At 62.7% G+C, this 21,250-nt stretch carries 16 protein-coding genes; 12 read left to right on the forward strand and 4 right to left on the reverse strand.

The features are described from left to right. The first annotated feature begins 339 nt into the window (after positions 1-339). The 6 genes from MHM84_RS08130 (at position 340) to MHM84_RS08155 (ending at position 8,367) form a co-directional block, all read left to right on the forward strand. Positions 340-1,317, forward strand: coding sequence for a dipeptidase (locus tag MHM84_RS08130; RefSeq protein ID WP_239264658.1), 978 nt, complete (start codon positions 340-342; stop codon positions 1,315-1,317). A gap of 185 nt (positions 1,318-1,502) precedes the next feature. Then, positions 1,503-2,036 carry a 4-vinyl reductase gene (locus MHM84_RS08135; protein WP_239264661.1) on the forward strand — a complete coding sequence of 178 codons (534 nt, stop codon included), beginning with the start codon at positions 1,503-1,505 and terminating at the stop codon, positions 2,034-2,036. A gap of 11 nt (positions 2,037-2,047) precedes the next feature. After that, complete coding sequence (gene dgcA, locus MHM84_RS08140) at positions 2,048-4,120, forward strand: dimethylglycine demethylation protein DgcA (RefSeq protein WP_239264664.1); 2,073 nt, start codon at positions 2,048-2,050, stop codon at positions 4,118-4,120. Between the two features lie 173 nt (positions 4,121-4,293). Continuing rightward, entirely contained in the window at positions 4,294-6,288 is a 1,995-nt protein-coding gene (locus MHM84_RS08145) for a (Fe-S)-binding protein (RefSeq protein WP_239264666.1), read from the forward strand. After that, positions 6,285-7,568 carry an electron transfer flavoprotein subunit alpha/FixB family protein gene (locus MHM84_RS08150; protein ID WP_239264669.1) on the forward strand — a complete coding sequence of 428 codons (1,284 nt, stop codon included), beginning with the start codon at positions 6,285-6,287 and terminating at the stop codon, positions 7,566-7,568. The genes MHM84_RS08145 and MHM84_RS08150 overlap by 4 nt, the downstream gene beginning before the upstream one ends. After that, complete coding sequence (locus tag MHM84_RS08155; protein ID WP_239264671.1) at positions 7,558-8,367, forward strand: electron transfer flavoprotein subunit beta; 810 nt, start codon at positions 7,558-7,560, stop codon at positions 8,365-8,367. The genes MHM84_RS08150 and MHM84_RS08155 overlap by 11 nt, the downstream gene beginning before the upstream one ends. A gap of 63 nt (positions 8,368-8,430) precedes the next feature. On the opposite strand, the gene MHM84_RS08160 is transcribed toward MHM84_RS08155, so the two are convergent. Then, a complete protein-coding gene (locus MHM84_RS08160; RefSeq protein WP_239264674.1) occupies positions 8,431-9,315 on the reverse strand; it encodes a DMT family transporter in 885 nt (294 codons plus the stop codon). Positions 9,316-9,414: 99 nt separating this feature from the next. Continuing rightward, positions 9,415-10,995, reverse strand: a complete 1,581-nt coding sequence (locus tag MHM84_RS08165; protein WP_239264676.1) for a BCCT family transporter — start codon at positions 10,993-10,995, stop codon at positions 9,415-9,417. 205 nt (positions 10,996-11,200) lie between these two features. Between MHM84_RS08165 and MHM84_RS08170 the strand changes: the two genes are divergently transcribed. Continuing rightward, positions 11,201-11,440, forward strand: a complete 240-nt coding sequence (locus MHM84_RS08170; protein WP_239264678.1) for a hypothetical protein — start codon at positions 11,201-11,203, stop codon at positions 11,438-11,440. A gap of 85 nt (positions 11,441-11,525) precedes the next feature. Here the strand turns inward: MHM84_RS08170 and MHM84_RS08175 are convergent, their stop codons facing one another. Further along, positions 11,526-12,812, reverse strand: a complete 1,287-nt coding sequence (locus MHM84_RS08175; protein WP_239264681.1) for an aromatic ring-hydroxylating dioxygenase subunit alpha — start codon at positions 12,810-12,812, stop codon at positions 11,526-11,528. 360 nt (positions 12,813-13,172) lie between these two features. Here MHM84_RS08175 and MHM84_RS08180 point away from each other — a divergent pair, with 360 nt between their 5' ends. The 5 genes from MHM84_RS08180 to MHM84_RS08200 all read left to right on the forward strand — a co-directional run bounded on the left by MHM84_RS08180 (position 13,173) and on the right by MHM84_RS08200 (position 19,626). Continuing rightward, positions 13,173-14,279, forward strand: coding sequence for a hybrid-cluster NAD(P)-dependent oxidoreductase (locus tag MHM84_RS08180; protein ID WP_239264684.1), 1,107 nt, complete (start codon positions 13,173-13,175; stop codon positions 14,277-14,279). Positions 14,280-14,386: 107 nt separating this feature from the next. Continuing rightward, the gene (locus MHM84_RS08185) at positions 14,387-14,833 is read left to right on the forward strand and encodes an NAD(P)H-dependent oxidoreductase subunit E (RefSeq protein ID WP_239264686.1); all 447 of its coding nucleotides are present in this window, start codon (positions 14,387-14,389) and stop codon (positions 14,831-14,833) included. After that, a complete protein-coding gene (locus MHM84_RS08190; RefSeq protein ID WP_239264689.1) occupies positions 14,830-16,392 on the forward strand; it encodes a formate dehydrogenase beta subunit in 1,563 nt (520 codons plus the stop codon). Before MHM84_RS08185 ends, MHM84_RS08190 begins: the two co-directional genes overlap by 4 nt. A 12-nt stretch (positions 16,393-16,404) precedes the next feature. Beyond that, on the forward strand, positions 16,405-19,281 hold the full coding sequence (fdhF, locus tag MHM84_RS08195) for a formate dehydrogenase subunit alpha (protein WP_239264692.1): 2,877 nt from the start codon (positions 16,405-16,407) through the stop codon (positions 19,279-19,281). A 96-nt stretch (positions 19,282-19,377) separates the two neighbouring features. Further along, complete coding sequence (locus MHM84_RS08200) at positions 19,378-19,626, forward strand: formate dehydrogenase subunit delta (protein WP_239264696.1); 249 nt, start codon at positions 19,378-19,380, stop codon at positions 19,624-19,626. A gap of 92 nt (positions 19,627-19,718) precedes the next feature. Here the strand turns inward: MHM84_RS08200 and fdhA are convergent, their stop codons facing one another. Next, positions 19,719-20,906 (reverse strand): formaldehyde dehydrogenase, glutathione-independent, encoded by a 1,188-nt coding sequence (fdhA, locus tag MHM84_RS08205; protein ID WP_239264699.1) that lies wholly within the window; start codon positions 20,904-20,906, stop codon positions 19,719-19,721. Positions 20,907-21,250: the final 344 nt, after the last annotated feature.

The raw sequence follows: 21,250 nt of genomic DNA on the forward strand, positions 1-21,250 counted from the left end.
GCACCCATAAACGAACCTGTATTCAGTGCGTTGTTGGCCCTCGTTCATGCTCAGGGCGAGCCTACCTTTGCCAGCGTGCCGCTGCTGAGCTGACCAGCGCTGCATCCCACTCAGTGTCTGCTAGCCGAGCTGTCCGAGACATGGGCAGCTCGGCTTTTTCGACCTTCTCTCTTCTGTCGCGCTTTTCTTGCGCGCACTACTGAATTCTGCCGTGCAGTACACGTTCGTCGCGTTTACGAAACAATGACGCTTTTGAGATTTTTACCGTCGCTTCCAAGCGCCGATCGATAGCGAGGCAGGGCTATGCTCCCCGCATAAGTCACCGCTTGGAGCGTAGCCATGACCCCTGCCGAACTGCACGACGACGCCATCGTCATCGATGGCCTGATCATTGCCAAATGGAACCGTGAACTGCTCGAGGATATGCGCAAGGGGGGGCTGACCGCCGCCAATTGCACCGTGTCGGTGTGGGAAGGGTTTCAGGCTACGGTCGACAATATCGTGGCCTCCAACAAGCTGATGGCCGAGTGCAGCGATCTGGTGCGCCCGGTACGCACCACGGCTGACATCACGCGTGCCAAGGAAGAGGGCAAGACCGGGATCATTTACGGTTTCCAGAACGCCCATGCCTTCGAGGACCAGATTGGCTACGTCGAGGTCTTCAAGCAGCTCGGCGTGGGCATCGTGCAGATGTGCTACAACACCCAGAATCTGGTCGGCACCGGCTGCTACGAGCGCGACGGCGGGCTGTCCGGCTTCGGTCGCGAGATCGTCGCCGAGATGAATCGCGTGGGCATCATGTGCGACCTGTCGCATGTCGGTGCCAAGACCTCCGAGGAAGTCATTCTCGAATCGCAAAAGCCGGTCTGCTACTCGCACTGCCTGCCCTCCGGTCTCAAGGAGCACCCGCGCAACAAGTCCGACGAGGAACTCAAGTTCATTGCCGATCATGGCGGCTTCGTCGGCGTGACCATGTTCGCGCCATTCCTCAAGAAGGGTATCGATTCGACCATCGACGATTATTGCGAAGCCATCGAGTACGTAATGAACATCGTCGGTGAGGATGCCATCGGTATCGGTACCGACTTCACGCAAGGGCATGGCCATGACTTCTTCGAGTGGCTGACCCACGACAAGGGCTATGCCCGTCGTCTCACCAATTTCGGCAAGATCGTCAACCCGCTGGGTATTCGCACCATTGGCGAGTTCCCCAACCTGACCGAAGCATTGCTCAAGCGCGGCCTCTCCGAGACCCAGGTGCGCAAGATCATGGGCGAGAACTGGGTGCGTATCTTGAGAGAGGTATGGGGTGCCTGATTGAGCAGAGACCAATACCGGGGCGTTGGTGACAGGTCGAAGCGAAGGTCATTTGCCATGGATGGCAAATGTAGCGCCCAAGGATGGGTTCACAGCGCCTTCGCGTAGGCCTGTCGCCGGAACAGCCCCGAACTGCCAAGCCAATGGCGGCTACCAAGAACAATGTTATTTCGAGGAGTTAGACCGTGACCAAGATGGCCCCCGAACTGCCTATCGAAGTGGACTCGGAAACCGGCGTATGGACCACCGACGCGTTGCCGATGCTCTATGTGCCGCGCCACTTCTTCATCAACAATCACGTCGCCGTGGAAGAGGCGCTGGGTGCCGAAAAGTACGCCGAGATCCTTTATGCCGCAGGTTACAAAAGCGCCTGGCACTGGTGCGAGAAAGAAGCCGAACTGCACGGCCTGAGTGGCGTGGAGGTGTTCGAGCACTACATGACGCGCCTGTCACAGCGTGGCTGGGGCCGGTTCATCACCGAACAGATCGACCTGGAGGCGGGAACGGCGCAGGTGCGCCTGGAGCACAGCGCCTTCGTCTATCAACTGGGTAAAGTCGACAGGAAGGTAGAGTACATGTTCACCGGCTGGTTCGCGGGCGCCATGGACCAGATCCTCAGTGCGCGGGGTAGCGAATTGCGCACCGTCGCCGAGCAGGTCCAGAGCGCCGCCGAAGAAGGCCACGATCATGGCCTGTTTGTTGTCACGCCCGCGAACTGAGGACTGTCGAGATGGCTTTCGAGGCATTGTTTCAGCCGATCCAGATCGGCAACCAGACCATCCGCAACCGCGTGGTCAGCACCGCACACGCCGAGGTCTATGCCACCGATGGCGGCATGACCACCGAGCGCTACGTCAAGTATTACGAGGAGAAGGCCAAGGGCGGCTGCGGTCTGTGCATCTGCGGCGGCTCGTCGATCGTTTCCATCGATAGCCCGCAGGCCTGGTGGAGTTCGGTCAACCTGTCGACCGATCGCATCATTCCGCATTTCCAGAATCTTGCCGATGCGGTACACAAGCACGGCGGCAAGATCATGATCCAGATCACCCATATGGGTCGCCGTTCACGCTGGGATGGCTTCAACTGGTCGACCCTGGTGTCGCCGTCGGGCATCCGCGAGCCGGTACACCGCTCGACCTGCAAGACCATCGAGGAAGAGGACATCTGGCGCATCGTTGGCGACTTTGCCCAGGCAGCGCGACGCGCCAAGGAAGGCGGGCTGGATGGCGTCGAGCTGTCCGCCGTGCACCAGCACCTGATCGACCAGTTCTGGAGCCCGCGCGTCAACAAGCGGACCGACGAATGGGGCGGCAGCTTCGAGAACCGCATGCGTTTCGGCATGGAAGTACTCAAGGCGGTGCGCGCCGAGGTTGGCGACGACTTCGTGGTCGGCATGCGCATCACCGGCGATGAATTCCATCCCGATGGCCTGACCCACGACGACATGAAGCAGATTGCCGCCTACTACGATGCGACCGGGATGGTCGATTTCTTCGGCGTGGTCGGCTCGGGCTGCGATACGCACAATACGCTGGCCAACGTGATTCCCAACATGGCCTATCCGCCGGAGCCCTTCCTGCACCTGGCGGCGGGAATCAAGGAAGTGGTCAGCGTACCGGTGATCCATGCCCAGAACATCAAGGATCCCAACCAGGCGCAACGCATTCTCGAGGGTGGCTACGTCGATCTGGTGGGCATGACCCGCGCGCATATCGCCGATCCGCACTTCATTGCCAAGATCAAGATGGATCAGGTCGACCAGATCAAGCAGTGCGTGGGGGCCAACTACTGCATCGACCGTCAGTACCAAGGGCTCGACGTGCTGTGCATCCAGAACGCAGCGACCTCGCGCGAGTACATGGGTGTACCGCACATCATCGAGAAGAGCGAAGGGCCCAAGCGCAAGGTGATCGTGGTCGGTGGCGGCCCCGGCGGGATGGAGGCGGCGCGCGTCAGCGCCGAACGCGGCCACGACGTCACCCTGTTCGAAGCGGCCGAGCAGCTCGGTGGCCAGATCACTCTGGCCTCGAAGGCACCGCAGCGTGACCAGATTGCCGGGATTACCCGCTGGTATCAGCTGGAGCTGGCACGTCTCGGTGTCGATCAGCGGCTGGGCACCCGTGCCGACGACGCGACGATCGCCGACCTGCGCCCGGATATCGTGATCCTGGCGACCGGCGGCCAGCCGTTCCTGTCGCAGGTGCCCGAATGGGGGTATGCCGAATCGCGCGAGGAGAGCCTGGTGGTCAGCACCTGGGACATCCTCAGTGGCGCCGTGGAGCCGGGCAAGAACGTGCTGATCTACGACACCATCTGCGAGTTCGCCGGTGTGTCGGCGGCCGATTACCTGGCCGACAAGGGCGCCAAGGTCGAAATCGTCACCGACGACATCAAGCCCGGCGCGGCGGTGGGTGGCACCACGTTCCCGACCTATTACCGCAGCCTCTATGAGAAGGAGGTGATCATGACCTCCGATCTGGCGCTGCACAAGGTGTATCGCGAGGGCGGCTCGCTGGTGGCAGTGCTGGAGAACGAGTACACCGGTGCCCAGGAAGAGCGCGTCGTCGACCAGATCGTCGTCGAGAATGGCGTGCGCCCCGACGAGGCGTTGTATTACGCCCTCAAGGGGCAGTCGCGCAACAAGGGGCAGATCGATATCGAAGCGCTCTACGCGATCGAGCCGCAGCCATGCCTGTCCGAGAGCGGCGAAGGCTTCCTGCTGTTCCGGCTGGGCGACTGCACGGCGCCACGCAATACCCATGCAGCGATCTATGACGCCCTGCGGTTATGCAAAGACTTCTGACTGAGCGATAGCTGCACGATGAGGGCGCCGGGGGCAGGTCGCAGCGAGGGTCATTTGCCATGGATGGCAAATGTAGCGCCCAGGGATGGGTTCACAGCGCCCTCGCAGAGGCCTGCCACCGGGACAGCCCCGATGCCAAAGCCAACGGTTGCTCCTGAGACGAGGTGAGCATCATGCTCGATACCCTCCTGCCAATACTCTTCTTTTCCGCCCTAGCACTGGCGGCGATCGGCGCCGTGCGCCGTGTTCGCCTGTGGCGCCAGGGGCGGCCCTCGCCGGTCCCGCTCATGCAGGGCCTGGCCGCGATGCCACGGCGCTATCTGGTCGATCTGCACCATGTCGTCGCGCGTGACAAGGCGATGTCCAACACTCACGTCGCCACGGCCGGCGGCTTTGTGCTGGCCGCCCTACTGGCCATCGTCGTGCATGGCTTCGGACTGGAAAGCACGATTCTGGCCTGGGCGCTGCTGGCCGCCACGACCTGCATGTTCGTCGGGAGTCTGTTCGTCGCCAAACGCCGCCGCAATCCCCCGCCGCGGCTGTCGAAAGGCCCCTGGATGCGTCTGCCCAAGAGCCTGATCGCCTTTTCGCTGGGCGTGTTCCTGGTCACGCTGCCGACGGCCGGCATACTGCCGGAAGACGCCGGTTCGTGGGTTCTGGCTGTAGTGCTGGCCGCTGTGGTGGCCTGGGGCCTGGCCGAGCTGTTCTTCGGCATGACCTGGGGCGGGCCGATGAAGCACGCCTTCGCCGGTGCCCTGCACCTGGCCTTTCATCGTCGTCCCGAGCGTTTTTCGGACAAGCAGGGCGGCGAGGGACGTTCCACCGGGCTCAAGGCACTGCGTCTGGAAGACACCTCGGCAAAGCTGGGCGTCGAGAAGCCCGCCGACTTCACCTGGAACCAGCTGCTCGGCTTCGACGCCTGTGTGCAGTGTGGCCGCTGCGAGGCGGCGTGCCCAGCGTTCGCTGCCGGGCAGCCACTCAACCCCAAGAAACTGATTCAGGACATGGTCGTCGGCATGGCCGGTGGCAGCGATGCCCACTACGCGGGCTCTCCCTACCCAGGCAAGCCGGTAGGCGAGCACGCCGGCGAGCCGCACGGGCCGATCGTGGCGCGACAGGGGACGGCGCTGGTCGACGCCGAGACGCTGTGGTCGTGCACGACGTGCCGCGCCTGCGTCGAAGAGTGCCCGATGATGATCGAGCATGTCGATGCCATCGTGGACATGCGCCGGTTCCTGACGCTCGAGCACGGCAATACCCCCAACAAGGGCGCCGAGGTGCTCGACAACCTGATCGCGACCGACAACCCCGGCGGCTTCGATCCCGGCTCGCGCATGCACTGGGCGGCGGATCTCAACCTGCCGCTCATGGCCGACAAGCAAGAAGCCGAGGTACTGCTGTGGCTGGGTGACGGCGTCTTCGACATGCGCAACCAGAGAACGCTGCGCGCGCTGGTATCGGTATTGCGTGCCGCCCAGGTCGACTTCGCCGTGCTTGGCAACGAGGAGCGCGATAGCGGTGACGTGGCGCGTCGCCTGGGCGACGAGGCGACCTTCCAGTCGCTGGCCAAGCGCAACATCGTGACGCTGGAGCAGTACCGCTTTGCGCACATCGTCACCTGTGATCCACACAGTTTCCATGTGCTCAAGAATGAGTATGGCGAGCTGGGCGGACATTATGAAGTGTTCCACCACAGCACCTATCTCAATCGCCTGCTCGAGAACGGCAAGCTGTCACTGAAAGCCTGGAAGGGCGGCACCGTGACCTATCACGACCCGTGCTACCTGGGCCGCTACAACGGCGAATACGAAGCGCCGCGCTCGGTGCTCAAGGCGCTCGGTATCGAGGTCGAGGAAATGGCTCGCTCGGGTTATCGCTCGCGCTGTTGCGGCGGCGGCGGCGGCGCACCCATCACTGATATTCCCGGCAAGCAGCGCATTCCCGATATGCGCATGAACGACGTGCGCGAGACCGGCGCCGAACTGGTTGCCGTGGGCTGCCCGCAATGCACGGCGATGCTCGAAGGCGTAGTGGAGCCCAGAGCCGAAATCAAGGATATCGCCGAGCTGGTCGCCGATGCATTGGTTGTCGAGGTGTCGACGGAGAAGGCGTCTCGGGACGATACGGCTGGGCGGACACGCCGCACTGCGGAGGAGGTGACGCTATGAGCGATATCATTCGCCGCGATCCGCGCAAGGAATGGATCGCACGCAATCGCCTGCATCCCGAGCATCTCGAGGTGCTCGCGGAACTGGGCGGCGGCGCTTCGCCCAGCGAATGGATGGGGCCCAACGGACTGACACGCCGCAATCCGCATGCCGTGGGTTTCATCGGCCCCAACGGCATCAAGCGCATCGATCGCAGTGGCGCGCAACAGGCCGCGAACCAGCCCGGCAGCCGCCAGGCACAGCCCAAGGACACGCGCCGCCGCGTCGAGATCGAGACACCGGCGTTTATGGTCGCCGTGGTACCCGACCTACCGGGGGGGCGGTTGTCGTCGCATGACCGTGACTTGCTGGGGCTGGCACGCCAACTGGCCGATGCCGACGCTGAGCGGCCCGGCGCGGTGCTGGCGGTCATATTCGGAGAGCACAAGGAAAGCGTTTTCGGCGAGGCCGGTGTCGACCGCTTGCTGCATATGGATGGCGAGGAGTTCTCGGGCTACCTGCCGGAAGTGCGCATTGCCGCGCTACAGAGTGTCGAACGCGAGCTGGCGCCGCGCTATTGGCTGCTGCCCGATTCCCCGCTCGGCGGGGCCGAACTGGGCCGGCGGCTGGCCGTGCGGCTGGGCGAACGTCCGGCGACCCAGGTCTGGCAGGTCGAGGCAGATGCCGATAGCGACACCGGATGGCGCTGTACGGCGCGCGGTGCCGCAGGCACGAGCGACATTACACGCGCCATGCCTCGCGTGGCTCTGGCGCTGGCGGAGTGTGCCGAACCGGTCAGCGAGACGCGCCATGCCGCCCAGCCGGTCGAGCTGACCCAGGCGCTGCCCGAGGTGCTCGGTCGTATCGAGGACATGGGCGAAGTCGCCGTCGATCCGGCCAGTGTGGCGCTGGCCGAGGCGGAATTCATCCTGTCAGCCGGCAATGGCGTCAAGGATTGGGATGGCTATCATCACGCCGCCCAAGTACTCGGCGCGACCGAGGGCGCGTCGCGGGTGGCGGTCGATGACGGCTTCATGCCGCGGGATCGCCAGGTCGGCGCCACCGGCACTTGGGTTTCCGCGCGAGTCTACGTGGCGGTGGGCATCTCCGGCGCCATACAGCATCTTCAGGGTATCCAGAGCTGTGACAAGGTCGTGGCCATCAACCTCAATGAAGGCTGTGACATGGTCAAGCGCGCCGATCTCGCCGTAATTGGCGATGCCGGTGAAATTCTTGCCGCCCTAGTGGCACGCATCGAGCGTTATCGAGAACAACAGCAGGAGAATCGCGATGCCGCATAACGCCAAGTCATCGGACAATGCTGGGCTCAACGTTGCCGTCCTGGTATCGGTGGGGCGCCATCCGTTGACGGCGCGTGCACGGCGCGCCGATCAGGATGCCCGGGCGGTGGAAATGGCGCTGACCCTGAGTGGCGCGGCCGTCCGCCTGGTCCACGCCAGCGTCGATGACTCTGACAACGAAGCGGCCCTACGCAGCTATCTCGGCATGGGCATTGGCGAGGTGAACCTGATCAAGCAGGCGTCAGGAGCTGATGTCGTTCCGGCCTTGGTCACTTCACTGCGAGACATGGCGCCGCAACTGGTGCTCACGGGTACGCGTGCCGAGACGGGGGAAGGCTCGGGTCTGGTGCCGTATCTTCTATCCGAGGCGCTGGGATGGCCGGTGATCAGCGGACTGGCCGCAGTGGAAAGCATCGAGCAGGGTGTGGCCACGGTGCTGCAGGCATTGCCGCGAGGCAAACGCCGTCGCTTGCGTGTCCGCTTGCCGGCCATCGCTACGGTGGATAGCAGCGCACCGGCCGCGCGCCAAAGCGCGTTCGGTCCGGCACGACGCGGTGAGTTCGATACGTATGCCTGTGCCAGCGTGATGGATGAGTTACAGGCCAAGTGGCAAGTACAACCGGCACGCAAGCGGCCCAAGCGGCTCAAGATCGTCAAATCCTCCTCGGCCCGTGATCGCTTCAAGGCGGCAGCGGCCAAGGCGGAAAGCGGTGGCGGACAGCTGCTCAGCGATGTATCCCCGGAGCAGGGGGCCGAAGCGATATTCGCCCTGCTCAAGGAAGAGGGCGTGCTGCGTTGATGGCGTCGGCCCTGGCCAAGGAATGAAGGATCATGCCCCACTTGGTTACAGGTGGGGTTTTTTTCATTGAATACTGCCTTCACAATGCAGTGCGCTGTTGCTTTCCCTGCGCAATCCCAGCCACGCATGGACCAGCAATGCCATGATGATCATGCTACCTCCGAGCATGCTGAATGCCGTGGGCGACTCTCCCAGGAGCCACCAGACCCAGAGCGTGCCAAGGACGGTCTCGACGAGATAGAACAGCGCCACCTCGGCTGAGGGCAGGTAGCGAGTCGCATTGTTGATGAGCACGGTCGCCAGCGGCATCTGCAGCAATCCCATGAGGGCCAGTACGCTATAGCTGTGGCCGCTGAGTGCCATGGGATGGGCCATGGGCAATGCGATCGCTGCAGACAGGAACCCACCCCCTGCAATGACCGGGATGCGGTCTATCGAAGGATAGCGACGCAGCAGGGTCAGGTTGCCCCCAACGGCGGCGGCGGCTGCCAGGGCATAGAGGTTACCCACCAACATACCCCCGGTTTCCGAGCCCACGAATACCAGCGTCATGCCAAACATGCACACGCCGATCACCAGCATGGTGCGCAAGGGTATCTGCTCATGCAGGAACGCGCGTGAGAACAGGGCAGCAAACAAGGGGGCTGAGCTTAAGATGACGACAACGTTGGCCACGTTGGCGTTCATGACGGCGAGCACGAAAAGACTGGAAATCAGGCCGAGCAGCACTGCGCAAGCCAGCGAGGCCTTGGCATTTGTTCGCAGCGTGGCCAGCCTGTTGCCAAAACAACTTGCCAGCCCAAGCGCGCAGAACATGAATAGGCCCCGCCAAAACACAATGTTCCAACCCTCCGTGCCGGCGAGGCGTATCAACAGGCTGTCGAAGCTGAGGAAGACGATCCCGGTAAAGACCATGGCGAGGCCACGCCGATAGGAGTTCTGTCGCATTGCATTGACTCTTCTTACAGGTCTGTTCAAGACATAAGGGATCGCCTGAGTGGCGATCCCTTATTTAGTTACTACTTACCTTCGAAGTTACGGGAATGTTTACAGAGAAGCGGGCTTCGACGTTGTCGCACGTAGCCGGTGTTCCTTGTGAAGCCCCATGTAGAGGCTGAAGCACATCAACAGCAGCACTAGGGTGAAAGGCAACCCCGTGGCCACTGCACCGGCCTGAAGTGCGCCCAAGGCGGTGCTGCCGCCGCCATACAGCAGAACGCCGGCAATAGCGCCTTCCAGTGTGGCCCAGAATACGCGCTGACTCTTGGGTGCATCCGTCTTGCCGCCGGCGGTGATGTTATCGATGACCAGCGAGCCGGAATCCGACGAGGTGATGAAGAACACCAGGACCAGAATGATGGCCAGCGTCGAGGTCAGGCTGGTGAGCGGCAGCTGTTCGAGCATATGGAACATCGCCAGCGAGACGTCGCCGATGCCATTGGACAGTTCACCGACACCGTTGGCTGCCTGATATAGCGCGGTACCGCCGAAGGTACTCATCCATACCAGGGTGACCAGCGTCGGTACCAGCAGTACGGCGATCAAAAACTCGCGCACCGTACGGCCTCGCGATACACGAGCGATGAACATGCCGACGAACGGTGACCAGGAGATCCACCATGCCCAGTAGAAGATCGTCCAGCCGTGATACCACGTGTCGTCATCGCGCCCGACCCAATTCGACAGAGGCAACAGGTGGCTTAGGTAGTCCATTGTAGTGGTGCCAATCCCCGCAATGATCGCCAGGGTGGGGCCGGCTATGACCACGAAGAGCAGTAGCGCTGCGGCGATCACCATGTTGATGTTCGAGAACAGCTTGACCCCACCATCGATGCCTCGCCACACCGAGACCAGGGCAATGACGGTCACGACAACGATGATGGCCAGTTGCGTGCCGATGGTATTGGGCACATCGAAAAGATAGGCCAGGCCGCCTGCCGCTTGGGAGGCACCAAAGCCGAGCGAGGTGGCCAGACCGAAGATGGTCGCCAGGACGGCAAGAATATCGACGATATGGCCTGCCCAGCCGCGGGTACGCTCGCCGAGCAGAGGGTAGAACGCCGAGCGAAGCGTCAATGGCAATCCCTTGTTATAGGCGAAGAACGCCAGCGACAGTCCCACCACGGCATAAATGGCCCAAGGGTGCAGTCCCCAGTGGAACATCGTTGCCCCCATGGCCGCGCTGGCGCCTTCCGGCGTACCGGCGGGGATGTTCAAGGGGGTGCCGTACCAGTCGGTGTAATAGGCGACCGGCTCGGCAACGCTCCAGAACATCAATCCGATGCCCATACCCGCCGCGAACAGCATGGCGAACCAGGACATGCGGGAAAATTCCGGCTTGGCATCCTTGCCGCCCAGGCGGATATTCCCTACCGGTAGGCAGATCAATGCGATGCAGAACACCACGAAGATGTTACCGGCAATCATGAATAGCCAATCGAAGTTTTCGATCGACCAGGTCTTGGCCAGTCCCAATTGAACGCTGGCGGCATCGGGATAGACCAGGGCATAGACGATGAACAGCAGGATGGCGACAGCGGAAAGCGGGAAGACGGGGTTATGAAAGTCCAGCCCCATGACTTGCTTGTTGTCCTGGCCAGGAGCCAGGACTGGATCTTCATGGTCCATAAGTTGTCCTCTTTGTTGTTGTGCAAGCGACACGCCATTGCGGCAAGTGCAGCTGCATTGCATTCTTGGGTGGGACGGCATGCTGTGGTTGTTTGAAACCGACATCGACGTAGTTACCGGCGCGCCGCAGCACGCACTGCCGCGAGATTGTCGTTAAACTTCGGCAATGGCAGCCAAACGGCGACAATAACAAGAGGATCCGACCATGATGATTGTCGAATTGATCGATGGTGACGATTTCCGGGCGCGCCTGGTGGCGCTGGGTATTCGCATTCCCGAGGACGCCTGTCCTGATACTTGTGCACGCATGGCGCGTCGCAAGTATCTCGAGAGCGGCGTGCCGGGATTGGAGGCGTTGGTCCACGACCTGATGGAGCGGAGCGATATCATGCTGCCGTCGGTACGACAGGCTATCGAGCGCTTTTTGCTCCCCGAGTTACGCTGACCTTCGCTCGCCGGTTGTTAACAACAGCTTCCGCCTAAAAAGCCTGGCCCACAAAGGTGGGCCAGGTAAGGGGCGAGAGAGAATCTCAGCCTTTTGCCAGATGCAGGGTCGGCGTGTCCTGTTCCAGGTTTTCCAGCATGCGTTCAGCGTACCAATCGATGAAATCGATGACGCCGAATTCATAGGTCGTGGAGTAGGGGCCGGGTTGGTAGGCCTTCGAGTTGATGCCGCGCTGGTTCTCTTCGGCCAGTTGCCGGTCCTGATCGTTAGTGGCGTCCCACACCCGGCGAAGCTGCTCGGGATCGTAGTCGACGCCCTCGACGGCATCCTTGTGTACCAGCCACTTGGTAGTGACCATCGTCTGCTGCGGACCCAGCGGCAGCACGCGGAACACAATGGCATGATCGCCCATGAAGTGGTTCCAGGAATTGGGCAGGTGCAGGATGCGCAGCGAGCCCATGTCCGGGCTCGTCAAGCGCCCCATCAGCTTCTTGCAGCCCGGCTTGCCATCCATGGTCATCGATACGATGCCGTCCAACAGCGGGGTGCGCGTCAGGCGGTTGCGCTTGCCGAAGCGCTTCAACTGCCAGGGCACCTGCTCGTTATCCCAGTCCGACTGCTTGCGGGCGACCAGCGACTTGTAGACCGGCGTGGCGCGTGGATCTTCGGTGTCGTCGAATTCCTGCAGCGAGTTGAGCAGTTCCGGATGGGCGCCGTTACAGTGATAGCACTCGCGGTTGTTCTCGATGACCAGTTTCCAGTTGGCCTGCTCGACGATGCTCGATTCCACGGCAACCTTGACGTTGTCCATCTGATACGGCTCGAGGTAATGCTCCAGCGTTACCAGAAAGTCGTCGATCGCGGGCGGAGCGTCGCTCAGGTTGATGAAGATGAAGCCGCCGGCCGTCCGAACATGGACCGGCTTCAAGCCATAGCTGGCGAGGTCGAAGTCATCGCCCATGTCGCTGCCGGCGAACAGCAGCCGGCCATCGAGTTCGTAGGTCCACTGATGGTAGGGACAAACCAGCTTGGCGACTTTGCCCTTGTCCTTCACGCACAGTCGCGAACCGCGATGCCGACACACGTTGTGGAAGGCATGGATCTGCCCCTCGCCACCGCGCACGATGACGACCGGATTGCTACCGATATCCACCGTCATGAAGTTTCCCTTGCTGGGAATCTCGCAGGTCATACCGGCAAATAGCCACTCTTTCTCGAAGATTTCCTGCATGTCGAGAGCGAACAGCCTGTCATCGTTATAGAAGGGTTGGGGAAGAGAAAAGGTGCGAGCCCTGTTCTGCAGCATGTCGGCAGTCGCCTCGCGAGCCGTGGCCAAGGGATCGTCCAATTTTTGAGAAGCTATCAGGTCCATACCAAATATCCTTTTGGAACGCCGCCTCCCCGCGAGAGCGGCGATGCAGTTAAGGGTTGATGTTGTTGTCGTACAAGGCCTGGCATTGGCGCATGGCGTCATCTGGCGACTGTATTTGTTGGCCGATTGTGGTACATGCCCAACCCGGTCAATTGTCTATTCGCGACCTCAGGTGACGTAACGGCGACTTAGTGACCGTAGTGCTACCCGGTAGTGGGTGAGGGAGGCATGTGCGTGTCGCTGACAGACAAGTCGGCCGTTCAACGCGTACCCAGAATGCGAGCATGAGAGGGCGCTGGACCGTGAGAACATTACGGGACGGTGTAGGCATAGCCACGGCACTGCCAGGCAGAGATAACGATGACAATGAACTTCTTCAATCCGGTCACGACCCAGACCTGGACCAACGGTCGCCACTCGGTACGCTGCGTCAAGGTGATTCAGGAAACCTGGGATGTACGTACGTTCTGCTTCATGGCAGAGCAGCCTGTATTGTTCTTTTTCAAACCGGGGCAGTTCGTGACGCTGGAGCTGGAGATCGAGAACGAGCCGATCATGCGCTCGTATACCATCTCCAGTTCGCCATCCATTCCCTACAGCTTCTCGATCACCGTCAAGCGGATCCCGGGCGGCAAGGTATCCAATTGGTTGCATGAAAATCTTAAAGTTGGCGATGAGCTTGTGGTGCACGGGCCAGTCGGCAACTTCAACTCAATAGATTTTCCTGCCGATAAAGTCCTGCTCCTTTCCGGTGGTGTAGGCATCACGCCATTGATGTCGATGACGCGTTGGTTTTTCGACACCAATGCCAATGTCGATGTCGAATTCATTCATAGCGCCAGGGCGCCACGCGATGTCATTTATCATCGTGAACTGGTGCATATGTTTTCGCGCATACCTGAATTCAAGCTACATATCGTATGCGAAAACAAAGAGGACATCGGCGAGGCGTGGGCCGGTTACCGTGGCTACCTGACGCAGCCAATGCTGGAATTGATGGCGCCCGATTTTCTTGAGAGAGAGATTTTCTGTTGCGGCCCTACGCCGTACATGAATGCCATCAAGAATATTCTGCGTAGCAATGGCTTCGACATGAGCCATTATCACGAAGAATCGTTCGGGGCGACTCCCCTGGATGTGCGTGAAGACGTGCTTGAGTTGGCCGAACAGGCCGAGGCAGAGGCGGAAGACATCGATTACGCAGATCTGATCAGCGTCGAATTCGCCGGTTCGGGGAAAAGCGTACGTATCCAGCCTGGCGAGACAGTGCATGCGGCTGCATCGAAGCTGGGACTGCATATACCCAAGGCGTGTGGCATGGGTATATGCGGCACGTGTCGAGTCGGACTCAAATCCGGTGAAGTGGAAATGGATCACAACGGGGGCATCACCGAAGAGGATATCGAAGAAGGCTATATCCTGTCTTGCTGCAGTCGACCGAAAGGTAACCTGGTAGTGGACTTCTAGGGAATTTTTAAAATTCGAACGACCGTGCATGGGCATGGCACATCCTCCTGGTGTGCCATGCCCATGTCTCTCGTCACGCCAGCGAGAATGATAAGGAGAACAGCGCAATGCCTGCCAATACTAATAACATCGAGCGCTCTAACTCACTCGTGGAAACCATTGTCGAGTCGCATCGTCATCGCCCCGGGGCGCTGCTGCCCGTGCTCCATGAGATCCAGGCATCCTTCGGCTTCATTCCAAAGGATGCGGTGACACCGATCGCCGACGGCCTCAACCTGTCGCGTGCCGAAGTGCATGGGGTCATCAGCTTCTATCACGACTTTCGTTACGTGCCGGGACCGTCGGTGCGCGTCTGCATGGGCGAGGCCTGCCAGTCCATGGGATCGGCAGCGCTGCTGGAGAGCGCCAAGGCGCTCTTCGGCGACGGCGTCGAGCCGGTGTACTGCGTGGGCAATTGCGCCTGCGCACCCAATGTCGAGATCGCGCATGCCTACCATGGCCGCATGAGCCCGGCAAAGCTCACGTCGCTCCTGGCCAGGGAGGTGGCGGCATGACGATCAGCGTCTATGTGCCGCGTGACTCGGGCGCCCTGGCCGTCGGCGCCGAGGCGGTGGCCAATGCCATCCTGGCCCAGGCGGCCGAACGCGGGATCCGCGTCGAGCTGATCCGTAACGGCTCGCGCGGACTGTACTGGCTGGAACCGCTGGTCGAGGTGCAAACGCCTCAGGGCCGGGTCGCCTACGGCCCGGTCGACCGGGACGCTGTCCCGGGGCTCTTCGCCGCCGACTTTCTGCGTGGCGGGGCGCACCCGCTGTGTCAGGGCCTGACCGAGGAAATCCCCTATCTCAAGGCCCAGCAGCGCCTGACCTTTCGGCGCGTCGGCCTCACCGACCCGCTGAGTCTCGACGACTATCGGGCCCACGAGGGCTACCGCGGCCTGGCCCGGGCGCTCGAGATGACCCCGGCCGAGATCGTCGCCGCCGTCACCGAGTCGGGACTGCGCGGGCGCGGCGGGGCGGCGTTTCCCACCGGCATCAAGTGGAACACGGTGCTGGAGGCACCGGGCGACATCAAGTACATCGTCTGCAATGCCGACGAGGGCGATTCCGGCACGTTCTCGGATCGCATGGTGATGGAGGGCGATCCGTACCTGTTGATCGAGGGCATGACCCTCGCCGGGTTGGCGGTGGGCGCCGAGCAGGGCTACCTCTACCTGCGCTCGGAATACCCGCATGCCGAGGCCATCCTCGATGAGGCCATCGCCCGTGCCGAGGCAGCGGGTTATCTGGGCGACGACCTGCGGGGCAGCGGCAAGCGCTTTCATCTCGAGGTGCGCCGTGCCGCCGGGGCGTACGTCTGCGGCGAGGAAACCGCCCTGCTGGAAAGCCTGGAAGGCAAGCGTGGGCAGGTGCGTGCCAAGCCGCCGCTACCGGCCATCCAGGGCCTGTTCCAGCGACCCACCGTGGTCAACAACGTCATCTCGCTGGCCAGCGTGCCGGCGATTCTCGACAAGGGCCCGGCGTTCTACCGGGATTACGGCATGGGCCGTTCGCGCGGCACGCTGCCCATCCAGCTCACCGGCAACATCCGCCGGGGCGGGCTGGTCGAGCTCGGCTTCGGGGTCAGTCTCAAGGAACTGCTCTACGACTACGGCGGCGGCACGGCCAGCGGCCGGCCGATCAAGGCCGTCCAGGTCGGCGGACCGCTCGGCGCCTACCTGCCTGCCGACCAGTTCGATATCCCGCTGGACTACGAAGCCTTCATCGCCGCCCAGGGCACGGTGGGGCACGGCGGCATCGTGGTGTTCGACGACACCGCCGACATGGCGCACATGGCGCGTCACGCCATGGCCTTCTGCGCGGTCGAATCGTGCGGCAAGTGCACGCCGTGCCGCATCGGCTCGACGCGCGGGGTCGAGCTGCTCGACCGCATCATCGCCGAGCGCGACAAGGGCGCCGATGTCGCCCAGGTGGCCCTGCTGCGTGAGCTCTGCGACACGCTTCTGAATGGCTCGCTGTGTGCGTTGGGCGGCATGACGCCGTTTCCCGTATTGAGTGCGCTCGACCACTTCCCGGCAGACTTTGGCCTGGTGGCCGAAACCGCCCACGCCTGACGGAGGTCAATCATGACGGTCAGTATCTACGAACCCGATTTAGGTACCCCCGCCCCCGCCCACGGCGGCGCGCCGGTGACGCTCGAGATCAACGGTATGCCGGTCACCGTGCCTGAGGGCACCTCGGTGATGCGGGCCGCCGCCGAGGCCGGGCTGGCCATCCCCAAGCTGTGCGCCACCGACAGTCTCGAGGCCTTCGGCTCCTGCCGGCTGTGTGTCGTCGAGATCGAGGGCCGCCGCGGCTTTCCCGCCTCGTGTACCACTCCGGTCGCCGAGGGCATGGTCGTGCATACCCAGAGCGACAGGCTGGCCACGCTGCGGCGCAACGTGATGGAGCTGTATATCTCCGATCACCCGCTGGATTGCCTGACCTGTTCGGCCAACGGTAATTGCGAGCTGCAGGACATGGCCGGCGCGGTCGGTCTGCGCGAAGTGCGCTATGCGCCGGGCGAGAACCATCTGGCCGCCGAGGTGGATACCTCCAACCCCTATTTCCAGTTCGACCCCTCGAAGTGCATCGTCTGCAGTCGCTGCGTGCGCGCCTGTGACGAAGTGCAGGGCACCCTGGCCCTGACCATCGACGGCCGCGGCTTTGCGTCGATGGTCTCGCCGAGCGCCCACGACAGCTTCGCCGAATCGGAGTGCGTGTCCTGCGGCGCCTGCGTGCAGGCCTGCCCGACCGCGACGCTGATGGAAAAGTCGGTGGTCGAGAAAGGCCAGCCCGAACGCGCGGTGATCACCACCTGTGCCTACTGCGGCGTCGGCTGCAGCTTCCGCGCCGAGATGCAGGGCGAGGACGTCGTGCGCATGGTGCCGCACAAGGATGGCAAGGCCAATCACGGACACTCCTGTGTCAAGGGGCGCTTCGCCTGGGGTTATGCCACCCACCCCGATCGTATCACCACGCCGATGATCCGCCGCTCGATCGACGAGCCCTGGCAGGAAGTGAGCTGGGAAGAGGCGATCGACTATGCGGCCGGCGAGTTCCGGCGCCTGCAGGACGAGCACGGCCGCAACGCCATCGGCGCGCTGACCTCCTCGCGCTGCACCAATGAAGAGACCTACCTGGTGCAGAAACTGGTGCGCACCGCCTTCGCCAACAACAACGTCGACACCTGCGCCCGGGTCTGCCATTCGCCGACCGGCTACGGCCTGAAGGCCACCCTGGGCGAGTCGGCGGGCACCCAGGATTTCGACTCGGTGCACCAGGCCGACGTGATCTTCGTCATCGGCGCCAATCCCACCGATGCCCACCCGGTGTTCGGCTCGATGATGAAGCAGCGCCTGCGCGACGGGGCCAAGCTGATCGTGGCCGACCCCCGGCGCATCGAACTGGTGCGCTCCCCGCATATCGCGGCGACGCATCATCTCACGCTCAAGCCGGGCACCAACGTGGCGCTGCTCAATGCCCTGGCGCATGTCATCGTCACCGAGGGCCTGGTCGACGAGGCGTTCGTCAACGCGCGCTGCGAGCCCGAGAGCTTCGCCCAGTGGCGCGCGTTCGTGGCCCGCCCCGAGAACGCCCCCGAGCGGCTGAGCCAGGAACTCGGCGTGCCGGCCGAGACCGTGCGTGCTGCGGCGCGGCTGTATGCCACCGGCGGCAATGCCGCCATCTACTACGGCCTGGGCGTGACCGAACACAGCCAGGGCTCGACCACCGTCATGGCGATCGCCAACCTGGCCATGGCCACCGGTAACCTCGGCCGCCCCGGGGTCGGCGTCAACCCGCTGCGCGGGCAGAACAACGTGCAGGGCTCCTGCGACATGGGCTCCTTCCCCCACGAGTTGCCGGGCTACCGGCATGTCTCGGACACCGTCACGCGTCAGGCGTTCGAGCAGGCCTGGGGGGCGACGCTCGATCCCGAGCCGGGACTGCGGGTGCCCAACATGCTGGATGCCGCCCTGGCCGGCCAGTTCCACGGCCTCTACCTGCAGGGCGAGGACCCGGTGCAGTCCGACCCCAACACCCAGCATGTCCAGGCGGCGCTCAAGGCCATGCAGTGCGTGGTGGTGCAGGATTTGTTCCTCAACGAGACGGCCAAGTACGCCCACGTCTTCCTGCCCGGCGCGTCGTTCCTCGAGAAGGACGGCACCTTCACCAACGCCGAGCGGCGCATCTCGCGGGTGCGCCGGGTCATGCGCCCGCGGGCGGGCAAGGCCGACTGGGAAGTCACGGTGGCGCTCGCCGAGGCGTTGGGATACCCCATGGCGTATGCCCATCCCGGCGAGATCATGGACGAGATCGCCCGCCTGACGCCGACCTTCACCGGGGTCAGCTATGCCCGGCTCGACGAACTCGGCAGCATTCAATGGCCCTGCAACGACAGCGCGCCCGAGGGCACGCCGATCATGCACCGCGAGACGTTCGTGCGCGGCCAGGGGCGCTTCATGCTCACCGCGTACGTGCCCACGCCGGAGCGCACCAGCCGTCAGCGGCCGCTATTGCTCACCACCGGGCGCATCCTGTCGCAGTACAACGTCGGCGCGCAGACCCGGCGCACCGACAACGTGCACTGGCACGCCGAAGACCGGCTCGAGATCCATCCCAGCGATGCCGAGAGCCGGGGCATCGTCGAGGACGACTGGGTGGCCATCGCCAGCCGCAGCGGCGAGACGGTACTGCGCGCCGCGGTGACCGAGCGGGTCCAGCCGGGCGTGGTCTACACCACCTTCCACCATCCCGCCTCGGGGGCCAACGTCATCACCACGGACAACTCGGACTGGGCGACCAACTGTCCGGAGTACAAGGTGACGGCGGTCGAGGTGGCCAGGGTGATGCAGCCGTCGGACTGGCAGCGCGAGCATCACGCGTTCACGGCACGCCAATGGGGCTTGCTGCCTGCCGGCAGCGACGCCGCGCCGGTAGCGAAAAGCGATGCGGGCGTGTGACGCCTTGTCGAGTTGGCAGGGAGGGAGCGCCGCCAGGGATGGCGGACCCGTTGCCCCCGGGCGAGGGGCGCAGTTTCTTGATGAGGAGGCAAGGCGGTGACCCCCGACAAACTGGTAGACATGGCCAACCAGATTGGCAGCTATTTCGCGACCGACCCCCAGCCCGAGCACGCCCGTCGGCAGATTGCCGAGCACATGAAGAAGTTCTGGGCGCCGTCCATGCGTGTCACCCTGTTCGAGGCCCTCGAGCGGGACGCCGGGGTGGAGACGCAACTGGATGAGTTGGTGAAGCGGGCCCTCGTCGAGCATCGCGCACTATTGGTGAGCAGCCCGTCCAACGCCTAGGCAAGCCAATCAGCCCTCATGGCTAACGCCATGAGGGCTGAATTGACTACGGCTTTTTTGAAAGCTGTTTGCGTTCGGCCAGGGTTGGCCGGTTACGCCGCACCCAGCAGGCCGTGCGGATCGAGCACGAACTTGCTCGCCACGCCCGAATCGAACTGCTGATAGCCCTGCGGCGCGTCTTCCAGGGATATCACTTGGGCGTTGACGATCTCGGCGATGTTGAGCCGTCCGTGCAGGATCGCCTGCATTAGCTGACGGTTGTACTGAACCACCGGCGTCTGTCCGGTATGGAAGGAGTGAGCCTTTGCCCAGCCCAGTCCGAAGCGTAGGCTCAAGTTGCCAGTCTGTGCCGCTTTTTCGGTAGCGCCGGGGTCCTCGGTGACGTACAGCCCGGGGATACCGATGGAACCGGCTTCCCGGGTCACTTCCATCATCTGGTTCAAGACCACGGCGGGTTGTTCCTTGCCGCCATGGCCCACCGCCTCGAAGCCGACTGCATCGATGGCGCTGTCCACCTGGGGCTCGCCGACGATCGCCGCGATCATTTCGCCGAGTCGATCGTGCTTGCTGAGATCCACTGGCTCGAACCCCATCTTGCGGGCATGCTCCAGGCGTTGGGGATTGAAGTCGCCGATCATGACCACGGCGGCGCCCAGCAGACGGGCCGAAGCCGCAGCGGCCAGGCCTACCGGGCCGGCACCCGCCACATACACTGTCGAGCCTACGCCAACCTTGGCATTGAGCGCGCCATGAAAGCCGGTCGGTAAGATATCGCTAAGCATGGTCAAGTCGCGAATCTGGGACATGGCCTGGTCGCGATCGGGGAACTTGAGCAGGTTGAAGTCGGCATACGGCACCATGACATAGCGTGCCTGACCACCGACCCAGCCGCCCATGTCGACATAGCCGTAGGCACCGCCGGCCCGGTCGTCGTTGACGTGCAGACACACGCCAGTGTGGCCTTCCTTGCAGGTGCGGCAGCGTCCGCAGGCGACGTTGAAGGGGACCGAGACGAGATCGCCGATATCGAGAAACTCGACATCCTTGCCCTTTTCGATCACTTCACCGGTGATTTCATGTCCCAGCACCATGCCGGACGGCGCCGTGGTGCGGCCACGTACCATGTGTTGGTCGGAGCCACAGATGTTGGTGGAAACGACTTTCAGAATGACCCCATGCTCAATGGCACGGCCGTTAGGCGCTTCCATCCTGGGGTAAGCAATGTCCTGCACCTCGACTTTGCCCGGACCGATATAAACGACACCACGATTGTCTGGCATGCTGATTCCTCTTGTGCGTTTCGCCATGGTCACATTTGCAGAGAAAGACCACGTCGGATTGGTTGGTGCTCTGACACCTTGTGTTCGGCCGTGCCAAGCGTGCGCTTGGACTTCAAGCGTGGCTCAAGCGCAAGAGGGAGAGTTATCCATGGGCGACATTGGATAATAAATTGACGACGTAGTGATTTGTCGTCCTGATGTTATGTCGTCTTATCGACCTGCATGTCGCAAATACACCGAGCGGTGACGTCGTTAAGCATCTTGGGCTGCGGGGCCAGCGATACCATCGCGGCAGGATAGCGTTCGTAGATGGCCAGATTCGATTCTCCGACGCTACACATGGC

Source organism: Halomonas sp. McH1-25 (genome assembly GCF_022348165.1).
GTDB lineage: Bacteria > Pseudomonadota > Gammaproteobacteria > Pseudomonadales > Halomonadaceae > Modicisalibacter.